This is a genomic window from Saccharothrix sp. NBAS 001, from assembly GCF_056640475.1.
In genome coordinates this window covers 2,924,462-2,946,802 of record NZ_CM153251.1, presented here as the reverse complement: position 1 = coordinate 2,946,802, position 22,341 = coordinate 2,924,462, and the positions used below count along the sequence as shown (strand labels likewise).

Annotated in this window: 21 protein-coding genes; 11 read left to right on the top strand and 10 right to left on the bottom strand. The window is 74.3% G+C overall.

From position 1 onward, the window contains the following. Positions 1–21 precede the first annotated feature (21 nt). Entirely contained in the window at positions 22–198 is a 177-nt protein-coding gene (locus AC0HI0_RS12505; protein WP_480932486.1) for a hypothetical protein, read from the top strand. A gap of 142 nt (positions 199–340) precedes the next feature. Here AC0HI0_RS12505 and AC0HI0_RS12500 read toward each other — a convergent pair whose 3' ends face one another. The 7 genes from AC0HI0_RS12500 to AC0HI0_RS12470 form a co-directional block, all read right to left on the bottom strand. Beyond that, complete coding sequence (locus AC0HI0_RS12500) at positions 341–1,144, bottom strand: alpha/beta fold hydrolase (protein ID WP_480932485.1); 804 nt, start codon at positions 1,142–1,144, stop codon at positions 341–343. Between the two features lie 47 nt (positions 1,145–1,191). Then, positions 1,192–2,298: a hypothetical protein gene (locus AC0HI0_RS12495; protein WP_480932484.1), complete on the bottom strand. Its 1,107-nt coding sequence runs from the start codon at positions 2,296–2,298 to the stop codon at positions 1,192–1,194. Beyond that, a complete protein-coding gene (locus tag AC0HI0_RS12490; RefSeq protein ID WP_480932483.1) occupies positions 2,295–3,506 on the bottom strand; it encodes a proton-conducting transporter transmembrane domain-containing protein in 1,212 nt (403 codons plus the stop codon). The genes AC0HI0_RS12495 and AC0HI0_RS12490 overlap by 4 nt, the downstream gene beginning before the upstream one ends. Continuing rightward, complete coding sequence (locus AC0HI0_RS12485) at positions 3,503–6,199, bottom strand: YbcC family protein (protein ID WP_480932482.1); 2,697 nt, start codon at positions 6,197–6,199, stop codon at positions 3,503–3,505. Before AC0HI0_RS12485 ends, AC0HI0_RS12490 begins: the two co-directional genes overlap by 4 nt. Continuing rightward, positions 6,196–7,815 carry a SulP family inorganic anion transporter gene (locus AC0HI0_RS12480; protein WP_480932481.1) on the bottom strand — a complete coding sequence of 540 codons (1,620 nt, stop codon included), beginning with the start codon at positions 7,813–7,815 and terminating at the stop codon, positions 6,196–6,198. The genes AC0HI0_RS12485 and AC0HI0_RS12480 overlap by 4 nt, the downstream gene beginning before the upstream one ends. 70 nt (positions 7,816–7,885) lie before the next feature. After that, positions 7,886–8,179 carry a hypothetical protein gene (locus AC0HI0_RS12475; protein ID WP_480932480.1) on the bottom strand — a complete coding sequence of 98 codons (294 nt, stop codon included), beginning with the start codon at positions 8,177–8,179 and terminating at the stop codon, positions 7,886–7,888. Between the two features lie 437 nt (positions 8,180–8,616). After that, positions 8,617–10,218, bottom strand: coding sequence for a sigma-70 family RNA polymerase sigma factor (locus tag AC0HI0_RS12470; protein WP_480932479.1), 1,602 nt, complete (start codon positions 10,216–10,218; stop codon positions 8,617–8,619). Between the two features lie 444 nt (positions 10,219–10,662). Between AC0HI0_RS12470 and AC0HI0_RS12465 the strand changes: the two genes are divergently transcribed. Both AC0HI0_RS12465 and AC0HI0_RS12460 read left to right on the top strand, forming a co-directional pair. Further along, the gene (locus AC0HI0_RS12465; protein WP_480932478.1) at positions 10,663–11,628 is read left to right on the top strand and encodes an aldo/keto reductase; all 966 of its coding nucleotides are present in this window, start codon (positions 10,663–10,665) and stop codon (positions 11,626–11,628) included. 29 nt (positions 11,629–11,657) lie between these two features. Continuing rightward, the gene (locus tag AC0HI0_RS12460) at positions 11,658–12,587 is read left to right on the top strand and encodes an alpha/beta hydrolase (RefSeq protein ID WP_480932477.1); all 930 of its coding nucleotides are present in this window, start codon (positions 11,658–11,660) and stop codon (positions 12,585–12,587) included. Positions 12,588–12,674: 87 nt separating this feature from the next. Here AC0HI0_RS12460 and AC0HI0_RS12455 read toward each other — a convergent pair whose 3' ends face one another. Then, positions 12,675–13,268 (bottom strand): TetR/AcrR family transcriptional regulator, encoded by a 594-nt coding sequence (locus AC0HI0_RS12455; RefSeq protein WP_480932476.1) that lies wholly within the window; start codon positions 13,266–13,268, stop codon positions 12,675–12,677. 107 nt (positions 13,269–13,375) lie between these two features. After that, a complete protein-coding gene (locus tag AC0HI0_RS12450) occupies positions 13,376–13,912 on the bottom strand; it encodes a GNAT family N-acetyltransferase (protein ID WP_480932475.1) in 537 nt (178 codons plus the stop codon). Positions 13,913–14,051: 139 nt separating this feature from the next. Between AC0HI0_RS12450 and AC0HI0_RS12445 the strand changes: the two genes are divergently transcribed. The 4 genes from AC0HI0_RS12445 (at position 14,052) to AC0HI0_RS12430 (ending at position 18,153) form a co-directional block, all read left to right on the top strand. Beyond that, a complete protein-coding gene (locus AC0HI0_RS12445) occupies positions 14,052–15,065 on the top strand; it encodes a sensor histidine kinase (protein ID WP_480932474.1) in 1,014 nt (337 codons plus the stop codon). Between the two features lie 3 nt (positions 15,066–15,068). Then, positions 15,069–15,725, top strand: a complete 657-nt coding sequence (locus tag AC0HI0_RS12440; protein ID WP_480932473.1) for a response regulator — start codon at positions 15,069–15,071, stop codon at positions 15,723–15,725. A gap of 77 nt (positions 15,726–15,802) precedes the next feature. Beyond that, the gene (locus tag AC0HI0_RS12435) at positions 15,803–17,365 is read left to right on the top strand and encodes a carboxylesterase/lipase family protein (RefSeq protein ID WP_480932472.1); all 1,563 of its coding nucleotides are present in this window, start codon (positions 15,803–15,805) and stop codon (positions 17,363–17,365) included. A 530-nt stretch (positions 17,366–17,895) separates the two neighbouring features. Next, positions 17,896–18,153, top strand: coding sequence for an Ig domain-containing protein (locus tag AC0HI0_RS12430; protein ID WP_480932471.1), 258 nt, complete (start codon positions 17,896–17,898; stop codon positions 18,151–18,153). Positions 18,154–18,202: 49 nt separating this feature from the next. Here AC0HI0_RS12430 and AC0HI0_RS12425 read toward each other — a convergent pair whose 3' ends face one another. Next, positions 18,203–18,634 carry a molybdopterin-binding protein gene (locus AC0HI0_RS12425; RefSeq protein ID WP_480932470.1) on the bottom strand — a complete coding sequence of 144 codons (432 nt, stop codon included), beginning with the start codon at positions 18,632–18,634 and terminating at the stop codon, positions 18,203–18,205. Between the two features lie 141 nt (positions 18,635–18,775). Between AC0HI0_RS12425 and AC0HI0_RS12420 the strand changes: the two genes are divergently transcribed. The 4 genes from AC0HI0_RS12420 to AC0HI0_RS12405 all read left to right on the top strand — a co-directional run bounded on the left by AC0HI0_RS12420 (position 18,776) and on the right by AC0HI0_RS12405 (position 22,278). Beyond that, a complete protein-coding gene (locus tag AC0HI0_RS12420; RefSeq protein ID WP_480932469.1) occupies positions 18,776–19,834 on the top strand; it encodes a sensor histidine kinase in 1,059 nt (352 codons plus the stop codon). Continuing rightward, on the top strand, positions 19,822–20,907 hold the full coding sequence (locus AC0HI0_RS12415) for a hypothetical protein (RefSeq protein ID WP_480932468.1): 1,086 nt from the start codon (positions 19,822–19,824) through the stop codon (positions 20,905–20,907). Before AC0HI0_RS12420 ends, AC0HI0_RS12415 begins: the two co-directional genes overlap by 13 nt. Further along, a complete protein-coding gene (locus AC0HI0_RS12410) occupies positions 20,892–21,542 on the top strand; it encodes a response regulator (RefSeq protein WP_480932467.1) in 651 nt (216 codons plus the stop codon). Before AC0HI0_RS12415 ends, AC0HI0_RS12410 begins: the two co-directional genes overlap by 16 nt. Before the next feature lie 88 nt (positions 21,543–21,630). Continuing rightward, positions 21,631–22,278 (top strand): hypothetical protein, encoded by a 648-nt coding sequence (locus AC0HI0_RS12405; protein ID WP_480932466.1) that lies wholly within the window; start codon positions 21,631–21,633, stop codon positions 22,276–22,278. Positions 22,279–22,341: the final 63 nt, after the last annotated feature.

The following is a 22,341-nucleotide window of genomic DNA, read 5'->3' as shown; positions in this document are numbered from 1 at the left end:
CGCGGTGCCCGCCGTCCGCGCGTGGCGGGTTCGCGCGGAGCCGCCCGCCGCCGGGGTTCGGTGCTGGTGCTGGTGGGTGCGTCGCTGGGGGTCGTCGACCCGGAGCCGGGGAGCCGCCGCCGGCTGCTCGCGCGGGCCGCGGCCGCCGGTTCGCTGCTCGGCGGCGCCGTGCCGTTCTCCGAGGTCTCCGGAATGTAGGCGCACGTCCCGCGCCGGACTTCGCCGAACATTGTTCGCGACGTCGTCGGTGGATTCGCGGCGCTGATCCGGGCCCGCCGGAAGTCGTGGTCCGGATGGCGGTCACAAAAGGATGGCGGCCGAACGGAGGTGGAATTCCGGGTCAATCTGTCGGAATTGCCTGTTCCGTCAGGAAATGGGCGACCGCGCGCGCGAAACCGGCCGGGTCGTCGTCGTGGAGCCAATGGCCCGCCTCGGGGAACTCCACCAGCGCGGTGCCGGGACGGCGGTCGACCATTTCCCGCGCCAGCCACCCGGGCAGCAGCGGGCTCCGGCCGCCGTGCAGCACCAGCGCCGGGCACGTCGACCCGAGCCAGTCCGGCCACCAGTCGCCGACGCAGCCCTGCTGCACCGCCGCCATGTCGTCCCAGTCGAACAGCAGCCGCCAGCCGGTGCCGTCGCCGACCGCGCTCGCCATGAAGTACGCGCTGTCCGGCACGCGCGCCCCGATCGCGCGGGCCAACTCCTCGCGGGTCGGCGCGGCCGCCGGCCAACCCCGCACGTCCAGCACCGGGTGCGCGACCTCGGGCCGCCGCATCACCGGCCCGACGTCCTCCACCACCAGCGCGGACACCAGGTCCGGCCGGCGCGCCGCGAGCTGGTAGGCGGTGATCCCGCCCGACGAGTGCCCCAGCACCACCACCGGCCCGAGCCCGAGGTGGTCGAGCAGGTCGGCGGCGTCCCCGACGAAGTCGTCGCGGGTGTACCCTGCGGCCCGCCCGCTGCGGCCGTGGCCGCGCTGGTCGGGCGCGACGACCCGGGCCCGGCCCGCCAGGTCGGCGGCGAGCCGGGCGAACACCGCGCCGCGGCCGAACGTGCCGTGCAGCGCGAGCACGGGTGTCCCCGGGCCACCGGAATCGGTGTACGCCAACGCCGGTCGGTCCGCGCGCGTGAACATGAGCCCCATCGGGCCGAGGGTAGGCCCGCCGCGGTCGGGCGGCGGACCCACCCGGGTCACCACCCGGTCAGGCCGGGCACCAGACCTCCCAGGGCCAGCAGCGACAACGTGATCGCCACCGCGTAGTGCTCCAACGGCGTCAGGTCCCGCTCGCCGGTTTCCCTGCTGTGGCCCGCGAACAGGCCGAGGTACCCGCGCAGCACGGTGATCCCGTTGACCGCGACCGCCACCACCAGCGCCGCCACGACGAACGGCGCGGGGTGGTCGAGCAGCCGGTGGACGTTCGCGAAACCCGGCAGCAGCGGGAAACCCGCGAGCACCAGCCCGAACCCCAGGTACGCCACGGCGAGCCGCGGCGTCCGGGCCAGGTCGCCCGCCGGGGTGCCCAGCGACAGCGCGCCCCGCCGGGCGGTCAGCGCCGCCACCGTCATCGCCAAGCCGGTCGCGGCCACCACGGCGGCCGGCTGCGCGCCGTCCACCAGCACCACACCGTTGATGCTGACCAGCAGGAACGCCAGCGCGCGGGTCGCGTCCGCCTGGACCACCGCGAACAGCGCGCCCAGCAGCGCCGCCGCCCCGCCCACCACGGCCGCCGCCGGGACCTCCGGCACGACCAGCCCGAGCGGCAGCAGGAACGCCGCCACCACGCCCATCGGCGCGCGCGCCACGAACCACGGGAACCAGCTGTGCACCGGCACCGCCGCCGCCCGCACCGCGACCCCGAGCAGCACCAGCACCTCGCCGGCCGGCGACGGGACCAGCAGCCCCGACGCCACCAGCAGCACGCTGGGCACGTGGTACACCGCGAACAACCGGCCCTCCCGGGCCGTCGACCACGCCACGGCGGCCGTCGCCGCCCACAGCACCGCGTGCACCGCCGCCGCGTCCGCGACGGTGAACGCGCAGGCCAGACCGACCAGCACCAGGGCACGCGCCAGCACGCGCGGCGGGTGCGTGGCGACCGGGCTCAAGGCCGCCACGAGCACCCCGGCCAGGCTGAACGCGGTGCACACCAGACCACCCGGGAACGCCGCCAGCGACAGCAGGAACACCGCCGTGGCCCCGATGACGGCCTTGCGCCGCGCGGTGCGCGGGTCGGCTTCGCGACCGACCAGCACGGCCACGACCAGCCACCCGGCGACGACCGCCGCCGAGACGATCACCGGGCCACCGCCAGCCGGCGCACCAGGCGCTCGTCGGCCGCCGCGAACCGCCGCACCAGCCGGACGAAACCGCCCGTCGCCCGTTCCACCACGACCGCGTCCAGGTACCCGCGCTCCAGCGCGAACCGGTAGAGCCACAGCCGGACCGGCCGGGGCGTCAGCCGGTCCCAGAACCCGCCACCGCCCCCGACCGGCTCGCCCAGCGCCTGCTCCAGGTGGTGGTGGTCGTGCAGGAGGCTGGGGGAGCGCAGGATCTGCGCGCTGCGCAGCGCCGCGTGCCCGAGCAGGTGGACCAGCGCGAGCAGGTCCCAGCCGAGCCCGATCTCCACGAACACCAGCCCGACCTGGGTGGTGGACGCGAACGCCAGCGTCGTCTTGATGTCGGTCTGCGCCCGGCCCACCAGCGTGGCGTGCACCGCCGTCAGCCCGCCGACGACCGCGATCAGCACCGGCATCGCCGGGGCCTGCGACCACTCGGGAGCGGTGCGCAGCAACAGGTACGGGCCCAGGCTCACCGAGATCGCGCCGTAGCAGATCGCGCTGGACGGCGTCGGCCCCTCCATCGCGCGCGGCAGCCAGCCGCCCAGCGGGAACTGCGCCGCCTTGCCCATCGAGCCCCACAGCAGCAGCAACCCGACCGCGAGCGGCGGACCGTCGTGGTGCACGACCACGGCGGCGCCGACCAGGCCCACGTCGCACAGCCGGTAGGTGACGAACGCGCGCAGCCCGTGCGCGACCGGCCCCCGACGCTGGTGGAAGAACGCGATGAGCAGCGCGGAGGCCAGCCCCGTCAGCTCCCAGCCGACCACCAGCAGGTCCAGCGTGCCCGCCAGCACCACCAGCTGCACGCCCGCCACGAACAGCGCCAACAGCACGTGGAACCGCCGGTAGCCGGGGTCGCGGTGCAGGTACCGCCGGGAGAACGCGCCGATCAGCGCGCCCAGCAGCCCGGACAGCACGCCCACCGGCAGCGACAGCCCGTCGGCCACCAGCACCAGCGGGAAGCCGTCGAACCAGGTGCCCAGCGGCACCTCGACCGGCCCCGCCGTGGCCACCACGGCCAGCAGCCCGGCCGACACCGCCGCCGACAGCACGGCCACCGCCGACACGGCCCGCTCGCCCAGCGGCAGGTCGAGCCAGGCCGCCAGGCCCAGCAGCAGGAACGCGCCGAACGGCACGACCGCCGCTCCGATCAGGACGCCGTTCACGGGACCGGCACCGGCACGTCGGCCTCGGCCAGCACGTGCGCGCACCCGAGGTGGTCGCGCGAGCCCGCGTAGACCTCGACCGACCGTGCCACCACCGGGAACGCGGTGCGCTCCCGCACGTGCGGCTGGAACGCCCCGTCCTGGAACACGAACACCGCGTCCTGCTCCGGCACCCACGCGGCGAGCTGGATCCAGCCGCCGGACACCAGCCGCTCCAGCACCGGGTTCGCCGCCACGATCGCGGACAGCCGCTCCGGGCCCGCCTCCACGACCAGCAGCAGCCGCACCGGCTCGTGGATCTCGACCATCTGCCACGGCAACCCGGTGCGCAGGTCGGACGCGTGCCCGTCCATCACGCCGATCAGCCCGGTGATGTTGTGCGGCAGCTTGGTCCCGCAGCCGTACCCGGCCGGGTCCACGAAGCTGAAGTAGTACTCCAGGTTGATGCCCGCGCACACCGGGCCGACCGCCGCGAGCAGCGACGCCAGCAGCGCGCCGTCGGTGTCGGCGGCCGGCTCGTAGGAGGCCAGGAACGCCCGCCGGTCGAGGAACAGGCCCCGGGTCAGGGCGCGCCGGCCGACCACGCACACCGCGTTGGTGGCGTGCCCGTACTCCGGCCGGGGCTGGCCGAGGTCCACCGCGTGGGTCTCGGCGTGCGCCAGCGCGTCTTCCAGCGCCAGGTCCGGCGGCGCGGACTCGAACCGCCGGCACCGCTCGTGCGCGGCCAGCACGCACGCGCGGGCGAGCGCGTCCTTGGCCGCACGCAACGGTTCCACGTGCCCGGCGGGCACCAGGTCCTCGTCGTAGTAGGTCATCGTGTCGTCGCACGTGTTGTGGTAGCCGCCGACGAACCAGGTGCCCTCGGGGATCACGATCCCGCGCTCGGCCAGTCCACTCCGGACGGTCGGGTCGTTGGCCATGGCGGCGAACGCCCGCGCGTTCGGGCCGCCCCGCCCGCCGCCGGTCGCGCCGCAGTCGTGCGCGGACTCGTGCGGGTTGTTCAGGCTGGACGACCCGTGCCCGACGATCAGCACGACCGGCGCGAGCCCGCGGCTCAACCCGGTGGTGCGCAACACCGCCGACACGATGTCGGCCATCTCGGCGGGGGAGAACTCCATCACCAGCCGGGTCGGCACGGCCGGCGCGTGGCGGTGCGACCAGCGGTGCGCGGCGCGCGGGAACAGGCAGCGCCCGACCAGCGACGCGAGCCCGGCCGCGCCGAGCGCCACGCTGGCCAACCCGCCCCGGGCCAGGGTCCGGCTGCCGACCGACACCGATCGGGTCCACCGGGCCTTGAGCCGGCGGGGTTCGCGGCCGGGGTTGATCGGCTGCTCGACCACCGCGTGCCGGGGCGTGATCACCACCGGGCACAGCGGGCGCGGGCGCACGTCGTCCACGCCCCGGTAGTTCATGGCCACGCCGAAGAACCCGGCGAAGCCGAAGGTCTCCACCGAGGGGCAGCACTCCTCCAGGTGCCGGCGCACCGACTCCTCGCGCTCGTCGAGGCAGAACACCGCCTGGAACGCGGGCGTCCCGCCGGGCACGGCCAGCCGCTGGTGGGCGGTCAGGCCGTCCAGCACGCCGACCCGGTGCCGCCGCTCGTAGGCCAGGTGCAGCAGCCTGCGGCGCTCCACCTGGTCACAGCCGTCCACCACGCCGAGCCACGTCGCGGCCTGGTCGTGGTCGGCCAGCGGCACGCCCATCAGCCGGGCCAGCGTGAACGCCTCGTAGACCAGTTCCAGTTCCGGGCGGGGCACGACGTCGTCCGCCGGGGGCGCGGTGGCCAGGACGTGCCGGGTGGCGAACACGTCGAGGGTGAGCTGCACGGCCAGGTAGTCGGCCAGTGCGGCGGGGCGCGCCGCGACCGGCGCGCGGTCGGGTCTCAACTCGAACTGGCGCACCATGCCCGCCCAGCCCCGCAACGACAGCAGGGTGGCGGTGACCACCGCGCCGCGGTCCTCTTCGGACACGCCGAGTTCGTCCAGCGCCCAGGCGATCGTGGGCTCGGTCGGCCAGTCGGCCTGGTCGCGCAGGCACGCGGGCAGCCCGCGCAGGAACGGGTCCGGCGGCCCGCCCGCCCGGCCGTAGAGGGCGCGGAAGGCGGCCAGCAGCCCCCGGTCGCGGTCGGGCATCGACCAGTAGGCCACGCCCTGGTCGAGGAACGCGGCGGTGAGCCGGATCAGCAGCGGGTGCACCAGGTGGTCCGGGTCGACACCGGTCGCGGCGAGGACCCGGTCGCGCGGGCGCGGCAGGTCCGGCGCGGCGGCGGGTTCGGGCGCCGCCGCCCGCAGCAGGTCCCAGCGCGGGTCCACGGCGTCCACCGCGTCGGTCTCGGCGAGCAGCCAGTGCAGCGCCGGGCCGCGCGGCACCTCGACGTGGTGGCGCAGCCGGGTCTCGTGGAACCGGCGCAGGGTCGGCCCGCCGGGCACCACCGGCACCCCGTCGTCCACGACCTCGGCCGCCACCACCGCGTCCAGGTCGTCGGGGGTGATCCGGCCGGAGGCCAGGAAGCCGTGGAACGCGGCTTCGCTCAGGTAGGGCTCGGTGCCGAACACGTCGGCCGCGCGGGTCACCGCGTCCGGGAAGGGCAGGTGCTCGAACGCGTGCAGGGTGTTGTGGTGCACGAACGCCTGCAACGGCCCCTGCTCGGGCAGCAGCTCGGCGGCGTGCGCCACGAGGTCGGCGATGGTCATCGCGACCGCCGGCGGGTCGCGTGCGGGTCGTCGGAGGAAGCGGTGAGTTCGTCCAGACCCTCGACGGTGAGCGTGGCCGACGGGAGTTCGCGGGCCAGTTCGTCCAGCCGGGCCAGGAACGTGTGGTCGACCAGGGCCACGTCCCGGACGTCCACGATGACCTCGGTGATCTCCGGACCGGCCTGGTTGATCAGCTTGCGCACCGGCAGCAGCGCGGGGAAGATCGCCGCGTCCCGCAGCCGGATCCGCAGCACCGAGCCGACGGCGGTCGCCTGCGGCCGGGGCACGAACGCCGCCGGGCGCACGCCGCGCGCCAGGTGCAGCACCAGCTTGAGCACCAGGCCCGAGGCGACGCCGATCAGCAGGTCGGTGGCCAGCGTGACGACCAGCGTGGTGAGGAACAGCGCGAGCTGGTCCCAGCCGATCTTCGCCACGTGCCGGAACTCCTTGGGGGAGGCCAGCCGGAACCCGGTGTAGACCAGCATCGCGGCCAGCGCGGCGAGCGGGATCGTCTGCACCACGCCGGGGATCAGCGCCACGAACAGCAGCAGGATCGCGCCGTGGCAGACGTTGGACCAGCGGGTCCGCGCGCCGGAATCGAGGTTGGCCTTGCTGCGCACGATCTCGGAGATCATCGGCAGGCCGCCGATCAGCGCCGAGGCGAGGTTGCCGGTGCCGACCGCGAGCAGGTCGCGGTTGACGTTGGAGGTGCGCTTGGCCGGGTCCATCGCGTCCACCGCGAGCACGGTCAGCGTCGACTCGATGGTGCCGATCAGCGAGAACATCACGATGTACTGGATGGACGTGCCGCTGAACACCTGGGAGAAGTCCGGGAAGGTGATCGCGTCGAGCAGCGAGCCGGGCAGCCGCACCAGGTACTCCGGCCCGAGGTGGTGGTCCGCGCCGAGGAACGTGTAGTCGTGCGGGCGGTCCAGGTGCAGCCACAGGCCCAGCGGGATCGCCACGGCCAGCACGATCAGCGGCGCGGGCACGACCTTGCTCCACCGGGCGCGCACCAGCGGCAGGCCGAACAGCAGCAGCAGCGACAGCGCGCCGACCAGCAGGATGAACGGGTTGGCGTGCACCAGGCTGTGCGGGATCTCGGCGAGCAGCCCGAAGGGCGATTCGGCGGTCGGCTTCACCCCCAGCGCCACGTGCGCCTGCTTGGCGATGATGATCACGCCGATCGCGGCGAGCATGCCGTGCACCACCGAGGGCGACATGGCGATGCCGACGCCGGCGGCGCGGACGAGGCCGAACACGATCTGCACCAGCGCGGCGACCACGCCGACCGCCAGCGCCCGGCGGTAGCCGGCGACCAGGTCGCCCTGGCCGAGGTCGTGCACGCTGCCGACGGCGATCACGATCAGGCCGGCCGCCGGGCCTTTGATGGTCAGCGGCGCGCCGCCGAGCAGCCCGCCCAGGATGCCGCCGATGATGGCCGTCAGGACGCCCGCGATCGGCGGGAACCCGCTGGCCACCGCGATGCCCAGGCAAAGCGGGAGTGCGATGAGGGCGACCAGGAAACCGGACTTCAGGTCGGATTTCGGTGGCCGGCGGGTCGCCGGGGCGGACGGTCGACCGGTCTGTCTGATTCCAGGGGATTGGCCGGGCATCGGATTTGTCCTTTTTTGGGCGCGACAGGGACACCGCGGTCGCTGTTTCGACGGCGGTGCGGCTGGGGATTCAGCGCCCGTTCGGCGGCCCGCGGGCGACCCGGGTCTCGACGCGGGCGGCGGTCGGCGCCACGGGGACGGCGACGGCCGAGCGGACGTGATTCCGCTGGAGCGCGACGGCGGGTGCGCCTGGTGTGGCCTCGTCCGCGAAACCCAGGTCGGGATGGGTGTGCGTGAGGTCGAGCACCTCGACGAACATGTGCTGCCCGGCCGTTTGGCACGGACCGGCCGGTCCGACGTCCTCGACGCCGGCCACCAGGAAGGTCCCGAGCAGCGCCGCGACGAACAGGGCGAGAGCGCGCACGAAAACCTCCCCTGAAGATGTCGGTGATTTCGCAGTGCGGTCGCGCAGAATCGCTGACCGCAATCCGGGCAAGCCGTTCGATCATCGGGGACGCGTGGAACACCCGTCAAGGGTCTGAAGTCGTCAATTAACAGAACGTCGGCGACGCTACTGCGACAGGCGTAGTCCGGAACGCAGTCGATTGTTACGGCATAGGGTCGAACGGTCGGACAACCTGCCCTGTTTCGTTTCCGATAGTGCCGGCTCGGCCGCTTGGCGCACACCGGGCGGTGTGCGGTCAATGCGATGCGGAACTATGTCGAAAATCTTTCACGTGATTGGAAAACGCATTCCCGGACGCCGACCTGCGGTATCGGTCGACGCCTTCCGCAATACGTCCAATCGAGACGGGCGGGCCGCGTCCGATTCGAGAACGTCGTCCGGAATCGGACGCCGGGCTACTTCTTCGGGCGGATCTCCACCGGGATCCCGACCGGGGCGGACACCGGTCCCGCGCCGACCGTGCCGGTGATGGACCCGCCGGTCGCCTTCGGGCCGGCCAACAGGCGCAGCACGAACACCGCCGATTCGCCGCCGCCCAGCGCGCGATCGGCCGAGCAGGTCACCGTGCCCTTGCCCGCCGGGCAGCCGATTCGCGGCTGCGCGCCGTCGAGCCCCAGCAGCGGCCCGCGCCGCAGGCCGTTGCCCGGCCCGACCACCTGCACGCCGTCGGGCAGGCTGAGCACGAGCGCGGGGGCGGCCACGGGCGTCGTGCCCGCGTTGCGGACGGTGATCGGCAGGTCGGTCGGCGGCCCTCCGGTGCCCAGCGAGAATCCGGCGGGCGCGGACGGCACCAGCTCCGGCGGCCTCGACGCGACGGTCGTGGGCACGGCGGCGGACCCGGCGGGCGACCCCGTCGACGGCACCGTGCCGGAGGTCGGTGCGGAGGTGGTCGGGGCGGGGGATTCCGCGGTGGGTAAGAGGTTCGACGACGTGGTCGCGGCCGTCGTGAGGGTCGTCGTGGCGGGCGGGCGGCCCGCCTCGGCGTTCGGCGCGACCTGCGGCGCCGCGCCCAGGCTCCACACCAGGGCGGTCGCCGCCGCCGTGGTGGCCGCGCCCGCCGCGACCCAGTGCGACACCGTCGCGGCCACCGGCCCCGCCTTCGCCGCCCCGGCGGTGCCGGCCAGGTAGCCGCCCGCCCCCGCGCCCAGCACGAGCGGCGCGACGACCGCGCGCAGCGTGCCGTTCACGTCGGCGAGTTCGGCGGCCAGCCCCCGGCACTCCACGCACCCGTCCAGGTGCGCCTGCACCTGCGCGTTCTCCCGCACGGTCAGGCCGCGCCGGGTCCACGCGCCCAGCCTGGTCACCGTCGCCCGGCAGCGGCCGGACGGGTTGTGCGCCAGGTGCGCCTGCAAGTACGCCTTCTTCAGGCCCTCGCGGGCCCGGTGCGCCAGCGCCGAGACGCCGTTGCTGCTCAACCCGAGCAGCGGCGCGACCTGGGCGGGGGACTGGCCCTCGATCTCGATCTGCCACAGCACGGTCTGCCACCGCTCCGGCAGGCTCGCGAACGCCCGCGACGCCAGGAACCGCTCCAGGGTGGCCAGCGCCGGGTCGTGGAAGGGCACCGTGGTGGCCCGTTCGACACCGGCCACCGCCGCCACGTCGTCGGCCAGCCGCAGCGGCTTCTCCCGCCGGGTGCGGTCGTAGGCGGTGTGCCGCAGCGCGGTGAACAGGTAGGCGCGGAACGCCGAGTCCGGCCCGCGCCCGGCGCGCAGCACGTCGAGCACCTTCGCGAACGCGTCCGAGACCAGGTCGTCGGCCTCGGCGGTGGACCGGGACAGCGCGCGGGCCAGGTTGCGGGCCGCGTCCACGTGCCGCTCGAACAGCCGGCCGTAGGCGCTGATCGCGCCGCCGCGCACCGCCTCGATCAGCTCGGCGTCCGAGGCCGCCGGGTCGGGCGGGCCGGTCGGCGGGACGACCCGGTCGAGGTCGTCGCGCAACGCGGCCAGGTCGGCGGTCAGCCACCGCTCCAGGTCCTGCTCGTCGGGCTGGCCGATCACCGGACGTCTCCCTCGGGGCACAGTGGGTGAGCAGTGTCGTCCGGGACCATATAGACCCCGGCCGGCGCGGTGCCCGGCGGAACCGGGTTGCCCGGGACCGGGCAGGGCGACGCCGAGCACTCCGGTGGCAGGCAGGGTGAGCGGGCCGAACGCGGTGGTCAGGTCGCGGGTCGCCGCCACGACGCCCACGAGAGTCAACGCGTGCAACAGTGCGCAGCGAGCGGGTGGACGCCCCCTCACGTTTACGGTCCCGGAGTCGCCCCGACGGCGGGGATCGTTACGTCGAACGTCGCAGCCCGCGCGCTACGGTCACGCTGCGGGGTCCGCGTCCTCGGGGGAGAGGCGGTCTCGCCAGGGGCTCGTCGACGGTCCGCGCCGCTCTGCCGTTTTTTCGTCTATGGGTGTAGACTAACCCAAATTTTCGTCGCCAGTTGAGGAGTGTCCATGGGCGAGGCGCCCCGCGTTCCGGTCCGGCAGTTGGGTCCCGGCGGCCCGCAGGTGCCGCTGTTCGGCCTCGGTTCGTGGAACACCTGGGACCGGATGGAGTTCGACGACGCCGTGGCGCTCCTGCGGCACGCCGTGGACGCCGGTGTGTCCCTGTTCGACGTCGCCCACTACAACATGGGCCCGCACGCCGAGCAGGCCCGCACGGACATCATCTTCGGCGAGGCCGTGCGCGCCGCCGGCATCGCCCGCGAGGACTACCACCTGTGCGGCAAGCTGTGGCTGTGGGAGTACCCCACGACCAGCTTCGCCCAGCAGATGACCACCTCGCTGGAGCGCATCGGCGTGGCCAAGGCGGACAGCGTCGTCGTCGGCGACTACATGTCCCCGCCGGACATCCCGTCGATCGTCACCGACGTCGAGGAGCAGATCCAGGCCGGCCGGTTCGACACCTGGGGCGTCAACAACTGGGTCGCCGCCGACCTGGAGGCCGCGCTGGCGTTCGCCGACAAGGAGGGCCTCACGCCGCCTTCCTTCGCGCAGCTCAAGTACAGCATCGCCCGCCGGTCCATGGCCGAAGGTCCCTACTACGCCGACCACTTCACCTCCGGCCGGCTGGTGCTCCAGGCGTCCGACGTGTTCGAGGGCGGCATCCTCGCCGGCCGCAAGTTCCCCGAGCGCAAGATCGGCGCGGACCCCGGCGGCATCCGCGACGCCATCCGCGAGGCGGCCGACCGCGTCGCCGAGGTGGCCCGGCGCTACGACGCCACCGCAGCCCAGGTCGCCGTCGCGTTCTGCCTGACCAACCCGGCGGTCGCCAACGTCCTGTTCGGCGTCAGCCGGCTCGCCCAGTTCGAGGACAACCTCGGCGCGCTGCGCCTGGTCGCCGACCACGGCGCGGAGCTGCGCGCCGAACTCGATCCACTGTGGACCGACCGCGCGGTCAACGCCGACGGGTCCTGGTGACCCCTCACCGGACAAGGAGAAGCGGTCCCATGCCCCTCGACCCGGCCGTCGCCGAGCTGCTCGCGGCGACCCCCGCGCCGCCGGCCGACGCGCTCCCGTCGACCCCGGCGGAGATCCGCGCCGCGTTCGACTCGATGCTCGTGGTGCCCGCCGACCTGCCGCAGGTGCGGTCGGTCGCCGACCTCGCCGTGCCGGGCCCGGCGGGCGACCTGCGGGTGCGGCTGTACCTGCCCGAGGTCGCGGGGCCGGTGCCGCTGTTCGTGTGGATGCACGGCGGCGGCTGGACGTTGGGCGGCATCGAGGAGAACGAACTGGTCAACCGGCGGGTGTGCCGCGACGCGGGGGTCGCGGTCGCCTCGGTGGAGTACCGGCTGGCCCCGGAGAACCCGTACCCGGCCGCGCCGGAGGACTGCTACGCGGTGCTGACGTGGTTGGCGCGCAACGGTCACCGGCACGGCGTCGACGCCTCCCGGATCGCGGTGGGCGGCGAGAGCGCGGGCGGCAACCTGGCCACCGTGGTGGCCATGTTCAGCCGGGACCGGGGCGGCCCCCGGATCGCCGCGCAGGTGCTGGTCTGCCCGGTCACCGCGCACCCCGCCGACGACGGTCTGGACTCCTACGCGGAGTGCGCCGAGGGGTTCGGCATGACCGCCGACTCGATGCGGTTCTTCTTCCGGCAGTACCCGTCCTCGCCGCACGACCTGGACGACCCGTACCTGCTGCCCTCGCGGGCCAAGGACCTCACCGGTCTGCCGCCCGCGCTGGTGCTGACCGCGCAGTACGACGTGCTGCGCTCGGAAGGCGAGCAGTACGCGGACCGGTTGGCGCGCGCCGGCGTGCCGACGACCTACAAGCAGTACGACGGCCAGATCCACGGCTTCTACGGCCTGTACACGGATCTGCCAGTCTCCCCGGTGTCGCACGCCGACGTGGTCGAGTTCCTGACCGGCGTGTTCTGAGCCCGGTGGGAGCGGGTCGGCCCCCGACCCGGCCCGCTCCCGCCGTTCCACCTCGTCCCGACGCGATGTCCCCGTCCCGCCGCGCGGTCAGGCGGCGGCGAGCCGGGCGAAGAACGTGTCCAGGTGCTGCCGCTGGAGCTTGCGGGTCGAGAAGCGCGGCCCCACCAGGCTCATCACGTTGGCCCCGGCGGTCAGCAGCACGATCTCGTCCACCAGCTGGTCGTCCGGGACCGGGGTGCGGATGTCACCGTCCACCCGGCCGCGCCGGACGTGCTCGTGCAGGAATCCCCGCCACACCTTCAGGTGCTCCTGGTAGCGGGCGTGGAGGTGCTTGTTGGACAACGACATCTCCCAGAACGCCATCAGCACCCGGCCCGCCGTGACCCGCTTGGCGTCCAGCGGCATCGAGCCGTAGCACATGGCGCGCAACGCCTCCACGCCCGAGCTGTCGGTGAGCGAGCCGGCGATGTGCTTGTTCATCATGGACAGCGCGCGGTCGAACGTGGCCTCCACCAACGCGTCCTTGGTGGCGAAGTACCGCTTGAGCGCGCCGTTGGCGAACCCGGCGGCGGTGGCGATCTCCCGCATGGTGGCGGCTTCCAGTCCACCCCGGACGATCAGGCCCCACGTGACGTCGACGATGTGCTCGCGACGTTCGTCGTGGTCGATGACCTTGGGCATCCTGCTCCTCCGGGTGCGGCGTTTTGGTCTACGGGCGTAGTGTATCCGGCGTCGGTCGGACTTCCCGGTGTGTGAAACACCCGGTGAGACTTGGCCGACACGCTCGGTCAGGCGAGCGGGTAGTCCATCGACACGCCGTCGAGGACGACCCCGTCGGGCAGCGGGACGTCGACGCGGCCGACTTCGCGGAACCCGAACGACCGGTACAGCGGCACGCCGGGCAGCGTGGCCATCAGCACCAGCGACCCGAACCCCTCGGCACGGGCGGCTTCCGCGCACCGCGCCAGGATCGCCCGCCCCAGCCCGCGCCGCGTCCAGTCGCCCCGCACGAACATCGCGCGCACCCGCGCGGGCTCGGTCGCCGGGTCCAGCTCCCGGTCGTCGGTCGGTGCCGCCCCGGACCCGGTGTAGAGCTTGTCCCGCTTGCTCCACCCGCCGCACGCCACGATCTCGCCCGCCACCTCGTGCACGAAGTAGGTGCGGTCCTCGATGAGCACGGTGTCGGGCACGGTCAGGTACCGGGCCGCCGCCGCGGTCTCGCGCCGGTCGTGGAAGTGCGGGAACAGTTCCTCGACCGACTGCCGCATCAACGCGGCGATCCGCGGCACGTCGTCGGGCACCGCTTCGCGCAGGACTGGTGACACGGTCCCACCTCCCCAGGAGAGCCAACTCCGATCATCCTAGGCGGCCGTGCGCCGAAAAACCGTCTGGTCCTCACGAGCGAAGCGCGCGTCGTCCCGAGGAGTGAGGTCCCGGCGGGCCGCGCGCCGGATACTGGTGGCCATGCGCATCCGACCGCTCGACGTGGCCGCAGCGGTGTCCGTCGTCGTCGCCACGGTGGGACCACCCGCGATGTCGGGGCCGTGGCCCGAGATCGCCCTGGCCGCAACGGCTTCGGTGCCGGTGCTGTGGGTCCGGCGGCACCCGCTGCGGGTCGGCGGGGTCGTCGGCCTGGCCACCACGGCGTTGGCGGCCCTCTACACCGCGCCGGTTCTGCCGCTGGGGCCGCTGCTGGCCGTCTACGTGATCGCGACCGACCGGCGGGCCGCCGTGCGCGCGGCGGCCGTGGCGCTGACCGCGGTGGGCGTGACGGTGTCGCTGGTCGTGCCGGGCGAGGACCTGGCCACCTACCGCTACCTGGCGATGGCCTACGTCGCCGCGTACGCGCTGGGGGCCAGCACCCGCGCGCGGCGGGCGCAGGCGGTCGCGGTGGCGGAGGAACGGCGGGCCGCCGAGGCCCGCGAGCGGACCCGGATCGCCCGCGACATGCACGACATCATCACGCACTCGGTCGGCATGATGGTGGTGCAGGCCGAAGCCGGGCCCCTGGTGGTGCGCGGCGCACCGGAACGCGCGGTGGCCGTGTTCGACGCCATCGCGGACACCGGACGCGGCGCGGTGGCGCGGTTGCGCGAGGCGCTGACGGCGTTGCGCTCGCCCGGGGTGGCGGACCTGGCCGAGCTGACCTCGACCGTGACCGGCGCGGTGCTGGAGGTGGCCGGCGAGCCCCGGCCGGTGCCGGCCGAGGTCGACGCGACGCTGTACCGGGTCGTGCAGGAGTCGCTGACGAACGTGCTGCGGCACGCCGCCGCGCGCACGGTCCGGGTCCGGTTGCACTGGCGGGAGCGGGTGGTGAGCGTGGACGTGGTGGACGACGGCCGGGGCCCGGCCGGGGTGCCCGGTTTCGGGCTGGTGGGGATGCGGGAGCGGGTGGCCGCGTGCGGCGGCACGCTGCGCACCGGTCCGGGACCCGGCGGTGTCGGGTTCGCCGTGCGCGCGACGCTGCCGATCGGCTGACCGGTGCTGCGCGTTCTCGTGGTGGACGACCAGGACCTGTTCCGGGCCGGTTTCGCGCTGATCCTGGACGCGCAGCCGGACATCACCGTGGTCGGCGAGGCGGCCGACGGCGCGGAGGCGGTCCGGCTGGCGGCCGGACTCGCGCCCGACGTGGTGCTGATGGACGTCCGGATGCCGAACCTCGACGGGGTGGCCGCGACCGCGCGGATCTGCGCCCGGAGCGCGGCGAAGGTGGTCGTGCTGACCATGTTCGACCTCGACGAGTACGTCTACGCGGCGCTGGCGGCGGGGGCGAGCGGGTTCCTGCTCAAGGACATCCGGCGCGACGAGCTGGTGCACGCGGTACGGCTGGTCGCGGCGGGTGACGCGCTGCTCGCGCCGAGCGTGACCCGGCGGCTGATCCGCGACCTGTCCCGGCGCGGCCACGCCGTGCCCGCGCTGGCGGCGAAGCTGTCGGGGCTGACCGACCGGGAGCGGGAGACGTTGCGGCAGCTGGCCCGTGGACTGTCCAATGTGGAGATAGCCGAGGAGTTGACGGTCAGCGAGCACACGGTGAAGACGCACGTGAGCAACCTGCTGGGCAAGCTCGGGCTGCGGGACCGGGCGCAGGCCGTGGTGTTCGCCTACGAGTCGGGCCTGGTCGTGGCCGGGCGGGGGTGAGGCACCCGCGCGGGTGAGACGCGATTCCCCCTCGTCGGCGATCCGCTCGGGCACCCGGTGCGGCCAGGATCTGCGACATGAGATCACTGGCAATCCTCACGGCGGTGGTGCTGCTCGCGACACCGGTCGCGGTGAGCGCCGCACCGGAGAGCAGGAAGCCCTGCACCACAACGACTTCGCTCGGCGCGGTGGCCGGACGTGTCGCGGACGGCCTGTGCGTCTACCGAGGCGTCCCGTACGCCGAACCGCCGACCGGCGACCTCCGGTTCCGCCCGCCGCGCCCGACCGGGCCGTGGCGGGGCGCGTTCCAGGCGACGGACAACTCCAAGGTGTGCCCGCAGTTCCGGGACGACCAGTCCGTGGAGTACCCGGACGACCGCGACGTCTACACCGACGAGGACTGCCTGCGCCTCAACGTGTGGGCACCGCGCGCGGCCCGCGACCGGCCCGTGGTCGTGTTCGTGCACGGCGGCGCGGCCCGGTTCGGCAGCGGCAACGAACCCCGTTACGACGGCGCGAAACTGGCCGAGACGGGCGAGGCGGTCGTGGTGACGCTCAACTACCGGCTCGGCCTGCTGGGCTGGGCGGAACTGGGCGGGCTGGACCCGGCGTACCGGGGTTCGGCCAACAACGGGCTGCGCGACCAGATCGCCGCGTTCGAGTGGATCCGGTCGCACATCGCGGACTTCGGCGGCGATCCGGCCAACGTCACGGCCGTGGGGGAGTCGGAGGGCGCGTTCTCGTTGAGCGCACTGCTGGCCACCGACAACCCGCAGCGGCTGTTCCGCCGGGTGGTGCTGCAGAGCGGCAACGGGTACATGATCCACACGCCGGAGTACCAGCGGGCGCTCGACGCGCGCCTGGAAGGCACGACCGTGGACGCGTTGAAGGCCATGGAACCCGTGGAACTGCTGGCTTTCCAGGAGCGGCTCGCCGGGCCGGACCCGGTGCGCGGCGCGGTGTACTTCGGGCCGTCGATCGACGGGGACCTGGTCAAGGCCCCGCTGATCGACCGGGTCCGGGCCGGTCACGCCCGGGGGATCGACCTCTTGGTCGGCTCGAACCGCGACGAGATCCGGTTCTTCGCCCAGTTCGACCCGAACGTGCTGGAGATGTCGCAGCGGGACTACGACCCGCTGTTCCCCCGGGAACTCGCCGCGCGGCGGGACGAGGTGATCCGGACCTACCGGCGGGAACGGCCCGGCCAGAGCGAGGCGGACATCACCTTGGCGATGTTGACCGACCAGGCCATGCGGGTCCCCGCGACCCGGTTGGCGCAGGAGCAGAGCAGGTGGGCGCGCACCTACGCCTACCAGTTCGACTGGGCCCCGGCCGGCGGCCTGGGCGCGGTGCACACCGCCGAGCTGCCGTTCGTGTTCGGCACGCTGAGCTTCACCGGCATCCCCGGCGGAGCCGAGGCGTACCGCGCGGACCCCGGCCCGGTCCGCCGGCTGGCCGGCCGGATGACCCGGTCGTGGACGCTGTTCGCCAGGTTCGGCCACCCGGGCTGGCCGCAGTACCGGTTCGGCCGCGCCACGAAGATCTGGAACACCCCGGCGACGCTGGCGTTCGCGCCCCGCGAGGCCGAGCGGGCGGCGTGGGACGGGTTCGACTTCCCGGCGCTGACCGTGAACGGCTGAACCGCGGCGGGCCGGGTACGACGGCGGTCGCGCAGCCGGGTCAACGGGGTGGACCGGGTCCGGGCCGCGCCGACGCGCTCCAGCGTGCGGCTTTCCGACACGCGGAGGTGGGCGATGAGGGCTGGGGCCTGGGTGGCGGTCGCCTACGTGCAGCAGAACGCCGGGTGCGGGAGGGGGAGCGGCCCGACCCGGAGTCGTGGGGGCTGGACCGGATCGGCCGGCGAGCCCTGCCGCTGGACCGGGTCGACTGCTATGCCACCACCGCCGCGAACGTCACCGCGTACGTGGTCGACACCGTCACGGGCCGGCGCGGCGGTGGCCAACCTGGGCCTGGGCGGCGACGCCTGCGCGCACCCGCCGGCGCGGGTGGCGGAGGCGCTGACCGTGGGCTCGGTGGGCGACGACGACCGGCGCTGCTCCTTCTCGGACCACGGCGGGGTGCGTCGACCTGTTCGCGCCCGGCGAGTCCATCTTCTCGGCGGGCAACGGCCACGACGCCGACTGGGCGCGCCGGCCGGATCGGCACGGCGATGAGCGTCCAGCCGACTGCGGCGGGCGGGACCGCGCCGTACACGTGGACCTCCACCGCCCTGCCCGCCGGGCTCACCCTGAACCCCGCCACCGGCCTGATCTCCGGGGACGCCCACGGCGGTCGACCTGCCGGCGACGCTGACCGCGACGGGCCAGGACAAGCGCGCGGGCTCGGCGACGTTCCGGCTGTTCACCACGCCGCCGGGCTGGAGTTGCGCGGCCAGGGGCCGCCGGCCCGGTGGACGTCTTCGAGGTGAGGGCCGGGTCCGACCGGCTCGGCCGCGCTGTCGGTGGCCTGAGCCGCGTTCAGCCGGCGATCCGGGACACGCACAGCCGGCGCACGTCCCGCACGAACCGGCTCGCCCGGCCGTCGCCCGGCACCACGAGCGTCGGCAGGGCGAGCAGCCGGCCGTTGTAGCGGGTCGCCAGCAGGGCCGCGCACGCACCGAACTCCGGGTCGAACTCCGCCCACGACAGCACGGCCCGGTAGCCGTCCGCCGAGGTCGCGCACACCACGAAGTTCAGCCGGTCCATCTTGTGGCCGCGCTCGACGCGCAGCGCCACCCGCGACAGCACCGCGTGCAGCGGCACGCCCTGCACGTGGTGCACCTCGCGGGCCCGGGTCGTCACGTAGGGCACGTCGAACGGGTCCCGGGCGTGGGCGTGCAGGTCCGCGGTCGCCACCGTCCACTCGCGGTCGATGTCGCCGGTCACCAGGACTGCCCGACTGCGGTCCACGATCCGATGGTAAATCGTGCTGTCGATCCGCAGAAGCCACTTTCAGGGCGTATTCGATGCGCTGCTGCGGTTTCTGAGAGGTGTTCCGAACCGCAGGTGCGGAATTGAGTTTTGCTCGGCTCCCTGCGTTAGGGTCGGGCCGTGGCGGGGCAGGTCGAAGCGGAGTTCCTGGCGGCTATCGGGCGGTTCGCCGGACCCGTGCGCGGCGTCGGCGTGGTGCTGCTCAGCGCGTTCGGCGTGTGCTCCGCCTCCGACGACGGGCTCCCGCTCGCGTTCGCCCTGCTCGGGCTGATGGTCGTGGGCGCGGTCGCGGACTTCGCCGGCGGGCGGCGGGTCGCGCTGGTGTTCGCCGTGGTCCGGGTGGTCGCGGTGAGCGCGGCGCAGGGCGAACTCGGCGGCGAGGCCGGGCTGTGGGCGTTGAACGTGCTGACCACCACCGCCATCACCCTCCAGTGGGAGTGGAGCCCGAAGGTCGCCGCGCCGGTCACCGCCGGCCTGCTCGGCGTGCAGCTGTGGGCGACCGGCTTCGACGGCGCGGTGGTGCTGCGGGTGGTCGTGGAGTGCTCGCTGGCCCGGCTGGCGTTCCTGGTGGTCCGGCGCTCCACCCGGCAGGTCGACGAGTCGCGGGTGCGGCGGGCCGAGTCCGAGCGCGCCGAGGCGCTGGCGGCCGAGCGGCGCGCCCGTGAGCGCGAGTACCTGGCCCTGCTGCACGACACCGCGTCCGCCACGTTCCTGGTGGTCGCGACCGAGGGCATCGACGCCGACGCGGTGGCCGGCTACGCGCGCCGGGACCTGGCGGTGCTGACCGGCACGGCGGAGGCCCGCGACAGCCTGGTGGACGTCGGCACGTCGCTGCGCGCGGTCGCCGACCGGTCCCCGCTGCGCGTGGACACCCGCGCCGAACCCGCGTCGGTGCCCGCCTCCGTGGCGTTGGCGCTGGTCCGAGCCGTGCGGGAAGCGCTGGTCAACGTCGAGCGGCACGCCGGCACCGGGCACGCCGAACTGGCCGTGGCGGGTGCCGGCGACCGGGTCGTGGTGACCGTGGCCGACCGGGGACCGGGGTTCGACCCCGACCTGGTGTCCGGGCACCGGCGGGGGATCAGCGGGTCGATCGTGGCCCGGATGGCGGGGGTCGGCGGCGTCGCGGTGGTCACGTCGGCGGCCGGCGGCACCACCGTGCGGTTGGCGTGGCCGGCGTGACGGCGGGCGAGCAGGTGTTCGCGAGCATCCGGCTGGTGCTGCTCGGCGTCGTGGCGGTGCTCCAGGTGGGGCTGTCGCTGCCGCCGCTGCTGGCGCACGACCACGGGCCGGGCGCGCCGGTCGCGTTCGGAGTGCTGGCGCTGGTCACGCTGGCCTGCGCGGGCTGGATCACCCGGCGGCGACCGCTGCCGGCGGTGGTGGTCGCGGCCGGGGTGGCGGCCGTGCTGGGCGCGTCGGTGCTGGCCACCGCCGCGCTGCCGGACGACGGGCACTTCGGGGCCGCGCACTGGTCGTTCGGGCTGGTCGGGTGGCACCTGCTGATGCTGCTCGCGGACCGGGTGCCCGCCCTGCTCGCCGCGCTGGGTGTGAACCTGGTCGCCGGGATCGCGCAGTTCGCGCTGGCCGGCACCCCGGACCGGACCGGGATCGGCGCGGCGGGCGTGGTCGTGCTCGGCGTGACCAGCTTCCAGCTTGGCGTCCTGCTGCTGGCCCGGGTGCTGCTGCGCAACGCGCGCCAGGCCGCCGAGGTGGCGGCCGGGCAGGAGCGCGCCGCCACCCGCGCCGCGCTCGCCGAGCAGTGGGCGCAGGACCTGCGGGCCGGGTTCGCGGGCGGGTTGGGCACGACGCTGCCGCTGCTCGCCGACCTGGCCGACGGCGTGCTCGACCCGCGCGCCGAGGACACCCGGCGGCGGTGCGCGTTCGCGGCCACCCAGCTGCGCCGGCTGTTCGCCGAGCACGACGAGGTGCCCGACCCGCTGGTGCACGAGGTCGCGGCGTGCGTGGACGTGGCGGAGCGGCGTGGCCTGGCGGTGTCGCTGGCGGTGAGCGGGTCGGTGGTGCCGGTGCCCACCGACGTGCGGCGCGAGCTGACCGGCCCGGTCGCGTCGGCGCTGTCGGCCGCGCGGGCGCGGGCCCGGGTGAGCCTGCTGCGCGCGGACGGCGAGGTGCGGCTGGCGGTGATCGCGGACGCGGCGGTGGGCGGGACGGCGGACCCGGTGTCGGGCCGGGTCGACGTGCGGTCCGACACGTACGGTGGGCAGACCCGGACGGAGGCCCGATGGCGGACGAGTTGACCGCGGTGGTGGTGGACGACCACCCGGCCGTGCGGGCCGGGGTCGCGTACTGGCTGTCGTCCGGGGTGCCGGCGGTCCGGGTCGTCGCCGAGGGCGAGGACGTGCGGGTCGCGTGGCTGGACGAGGGCGCGGACGCCGACGTGGTGATCCTCGACCTGCACCTGGGCGGGCCGACGCCCGTGCTCGGCGACCTGCGCAGGCTGGTCGAGGCGGGCCGGCGGGTGGTGGTGTACTCGATGCGCGCCGACGACGAGATCGCGCTGCACTGCCTGGAACTGGGCGCGCTGTGCTACCTGACCAAGGCCGAGGGCGCCGAGCACCTCGTGCCCGCCGCGCACGCGGCGGCGGAGGGCCGCCCGTACACGCCGCCGTCGCTGGCCGGGGCGCTGGCCGGCGACCGCTCGGAGACCCGGCCGGCGCTGTCCGCGCGGGAGGCCGAGGTGCTGGTGGAGTGGTTCCAGTCGGAGTCCAAGGACTTCGTCGCGCGGCGGCTGGGGATCTCGGTCAGCACGGTCAACTCCCACCTGGAGCGGATCCGGATCAAGTACGCGCTGATCGGCCGGGAGGCGCCGACCAAGGCCGCGCTGGTGGCGCGCGCGATCCAGGACGGGCTGATCGGCGTGGACGACCTGTGAGCGGCTTGTGGTGCGAACGACCGACAGCGCGGACCGGGCAGCCGGGTTAGCTTGCGAGGCACATCCCTCGTCGGTAAGGAGTCATGCCTTGACGCACGCCCGTGGCGCCCTGTTCATCGCCGCCGGAGCGGCGGCCCTGCTGCTGTCCGCCTGCGGCGGTTCGACGGACGGTGTCGCCACGCCCGGCACCACCGCCGCGTCCGCCGGGACCTCCGCCGAGACCACCTCGGCAGCCTCCGCGACCACCAAGAGCGGTGCCGCCGAGATGACCGCCGAGGTCTCCGAGGACGTGACCAAGCCCGGCACCAAGCTCAAGGTGGGCGACCGCGCCGTCGTGCCGTTCAAGTACGGCACCCAGAAGACCGGCACCATCGCCATCACGGTCACCGCCGTCGAGGAGGGCTCGAACGCCGACCTGGCGAAGTTCGGCGACAAGGCCAAGGGCATCACGCCGATCTACATCCGGGTGACGGTGGAGAACGTCGGCGGCACCGACCTCGCGCACAGCTCGCTGAGCCTGCGCGCGGTCGGCTCGGACGGCAAGGGCACCGGCGTGGTCATCAGCGGCGACACCGACCAGTGCGTGTCGAAGACCGCCGGCAAGGACTTCACCAAGGCCGGCGTGAAGTACGAGACGTGCGTCTTGCAGGGCACCCGCGAGGGCACGAAGGTCGGGTCGGCGAGCTACAACAACGGCGACGGCTACGACAAGTCCCCGCTGGTCTGGCAGGGCTGAGCCGGCTTCGCGGTCCGGGCCCGCGCGGTCCGGACCGCCCGCGCGCGGTGACCCGCCGCGCGC

What these genes read in the sequence shown, in the direction of transcription:
- AC0HI0_RS12465 (WP_480932478.1), top strand. Translation starts at nt 10,663, where the DNA reads ATGGGCGAGGCGCCCCGCGTTCCGGTCCGGCAGTTGGGTCCCGGCGGC.
- AC0HI0_RS12430 (WP_480932471.1), top strand. Translation starts at nt 17,896, where the DNA reads ATGAGCGTCCAGCCGACTGCGGCGGGCGGGACCGCGCCGTACACGTGG.
- AC0HI0_RS12455 (WP_480932476.1), bottom strand. Translation starts at nt 13,268, where the DNA reads ATGCCCAAGGTCATCGACCACGACGAACGTCGCGAGCACATCGTCGAC.
- AC0HI0_RS12410 (WP_480932467.1), top strand. Translation starts at nt 20,892, where the DNA reads ATGGCGGACGAGTTGACCGCGGTGGTGGTGGACGACCACCCGGCCGTG.
- AC0HI0_RS12480 (WP_480932481.1), bottom strand. Translation starts at nt 7,815, where the DNA reads ATGCCCGGCCAATCCCCTGGAATCAGACAGACCGGTCGACCGTCCGCC.
- AC0HI0_RS12485 (WP_480932482.1), bottom strand. Translation starts at nt 6,199, where the DNA reads ATGACCATCGCCGACCTCGTGGCGCACGCCGCCGAGCTGCTGCCCGAG.
- AC0HI0_RS12500 (WP_480932485.1), bottom strand. Translation starts at nt 1,144, where the DNA reads ATGGGGCTCATGTTCACGCGCGCGGACCGACCGGCGTTGGCGTACACC.
- AC0HI0_RS12445 (WP_480932474.1), top strand. Translation starts at nt 14,052, where the DNA reads ATGCGCATCCGACCGCTCGACGTGGCCGCAGCGGTGTCCGTCGTCGTC.
- AC0HI0_RS12435 (WP_480932472.1), top strand. Translation starts at nt 15,803, where the DNA reads ATGAGATCACTGGCAATCCTCACGGCGGTGGTGCTGCTCGCGACACCG.
- AC0HI0_RS12460 (WP_480932477.1), top strand. Translation starts at nt 11,658, where the DNA reads ATGCCCCTCGACCCGGCCGTCGCCGAGCTGCTCGCGGCGACCCCCGCG.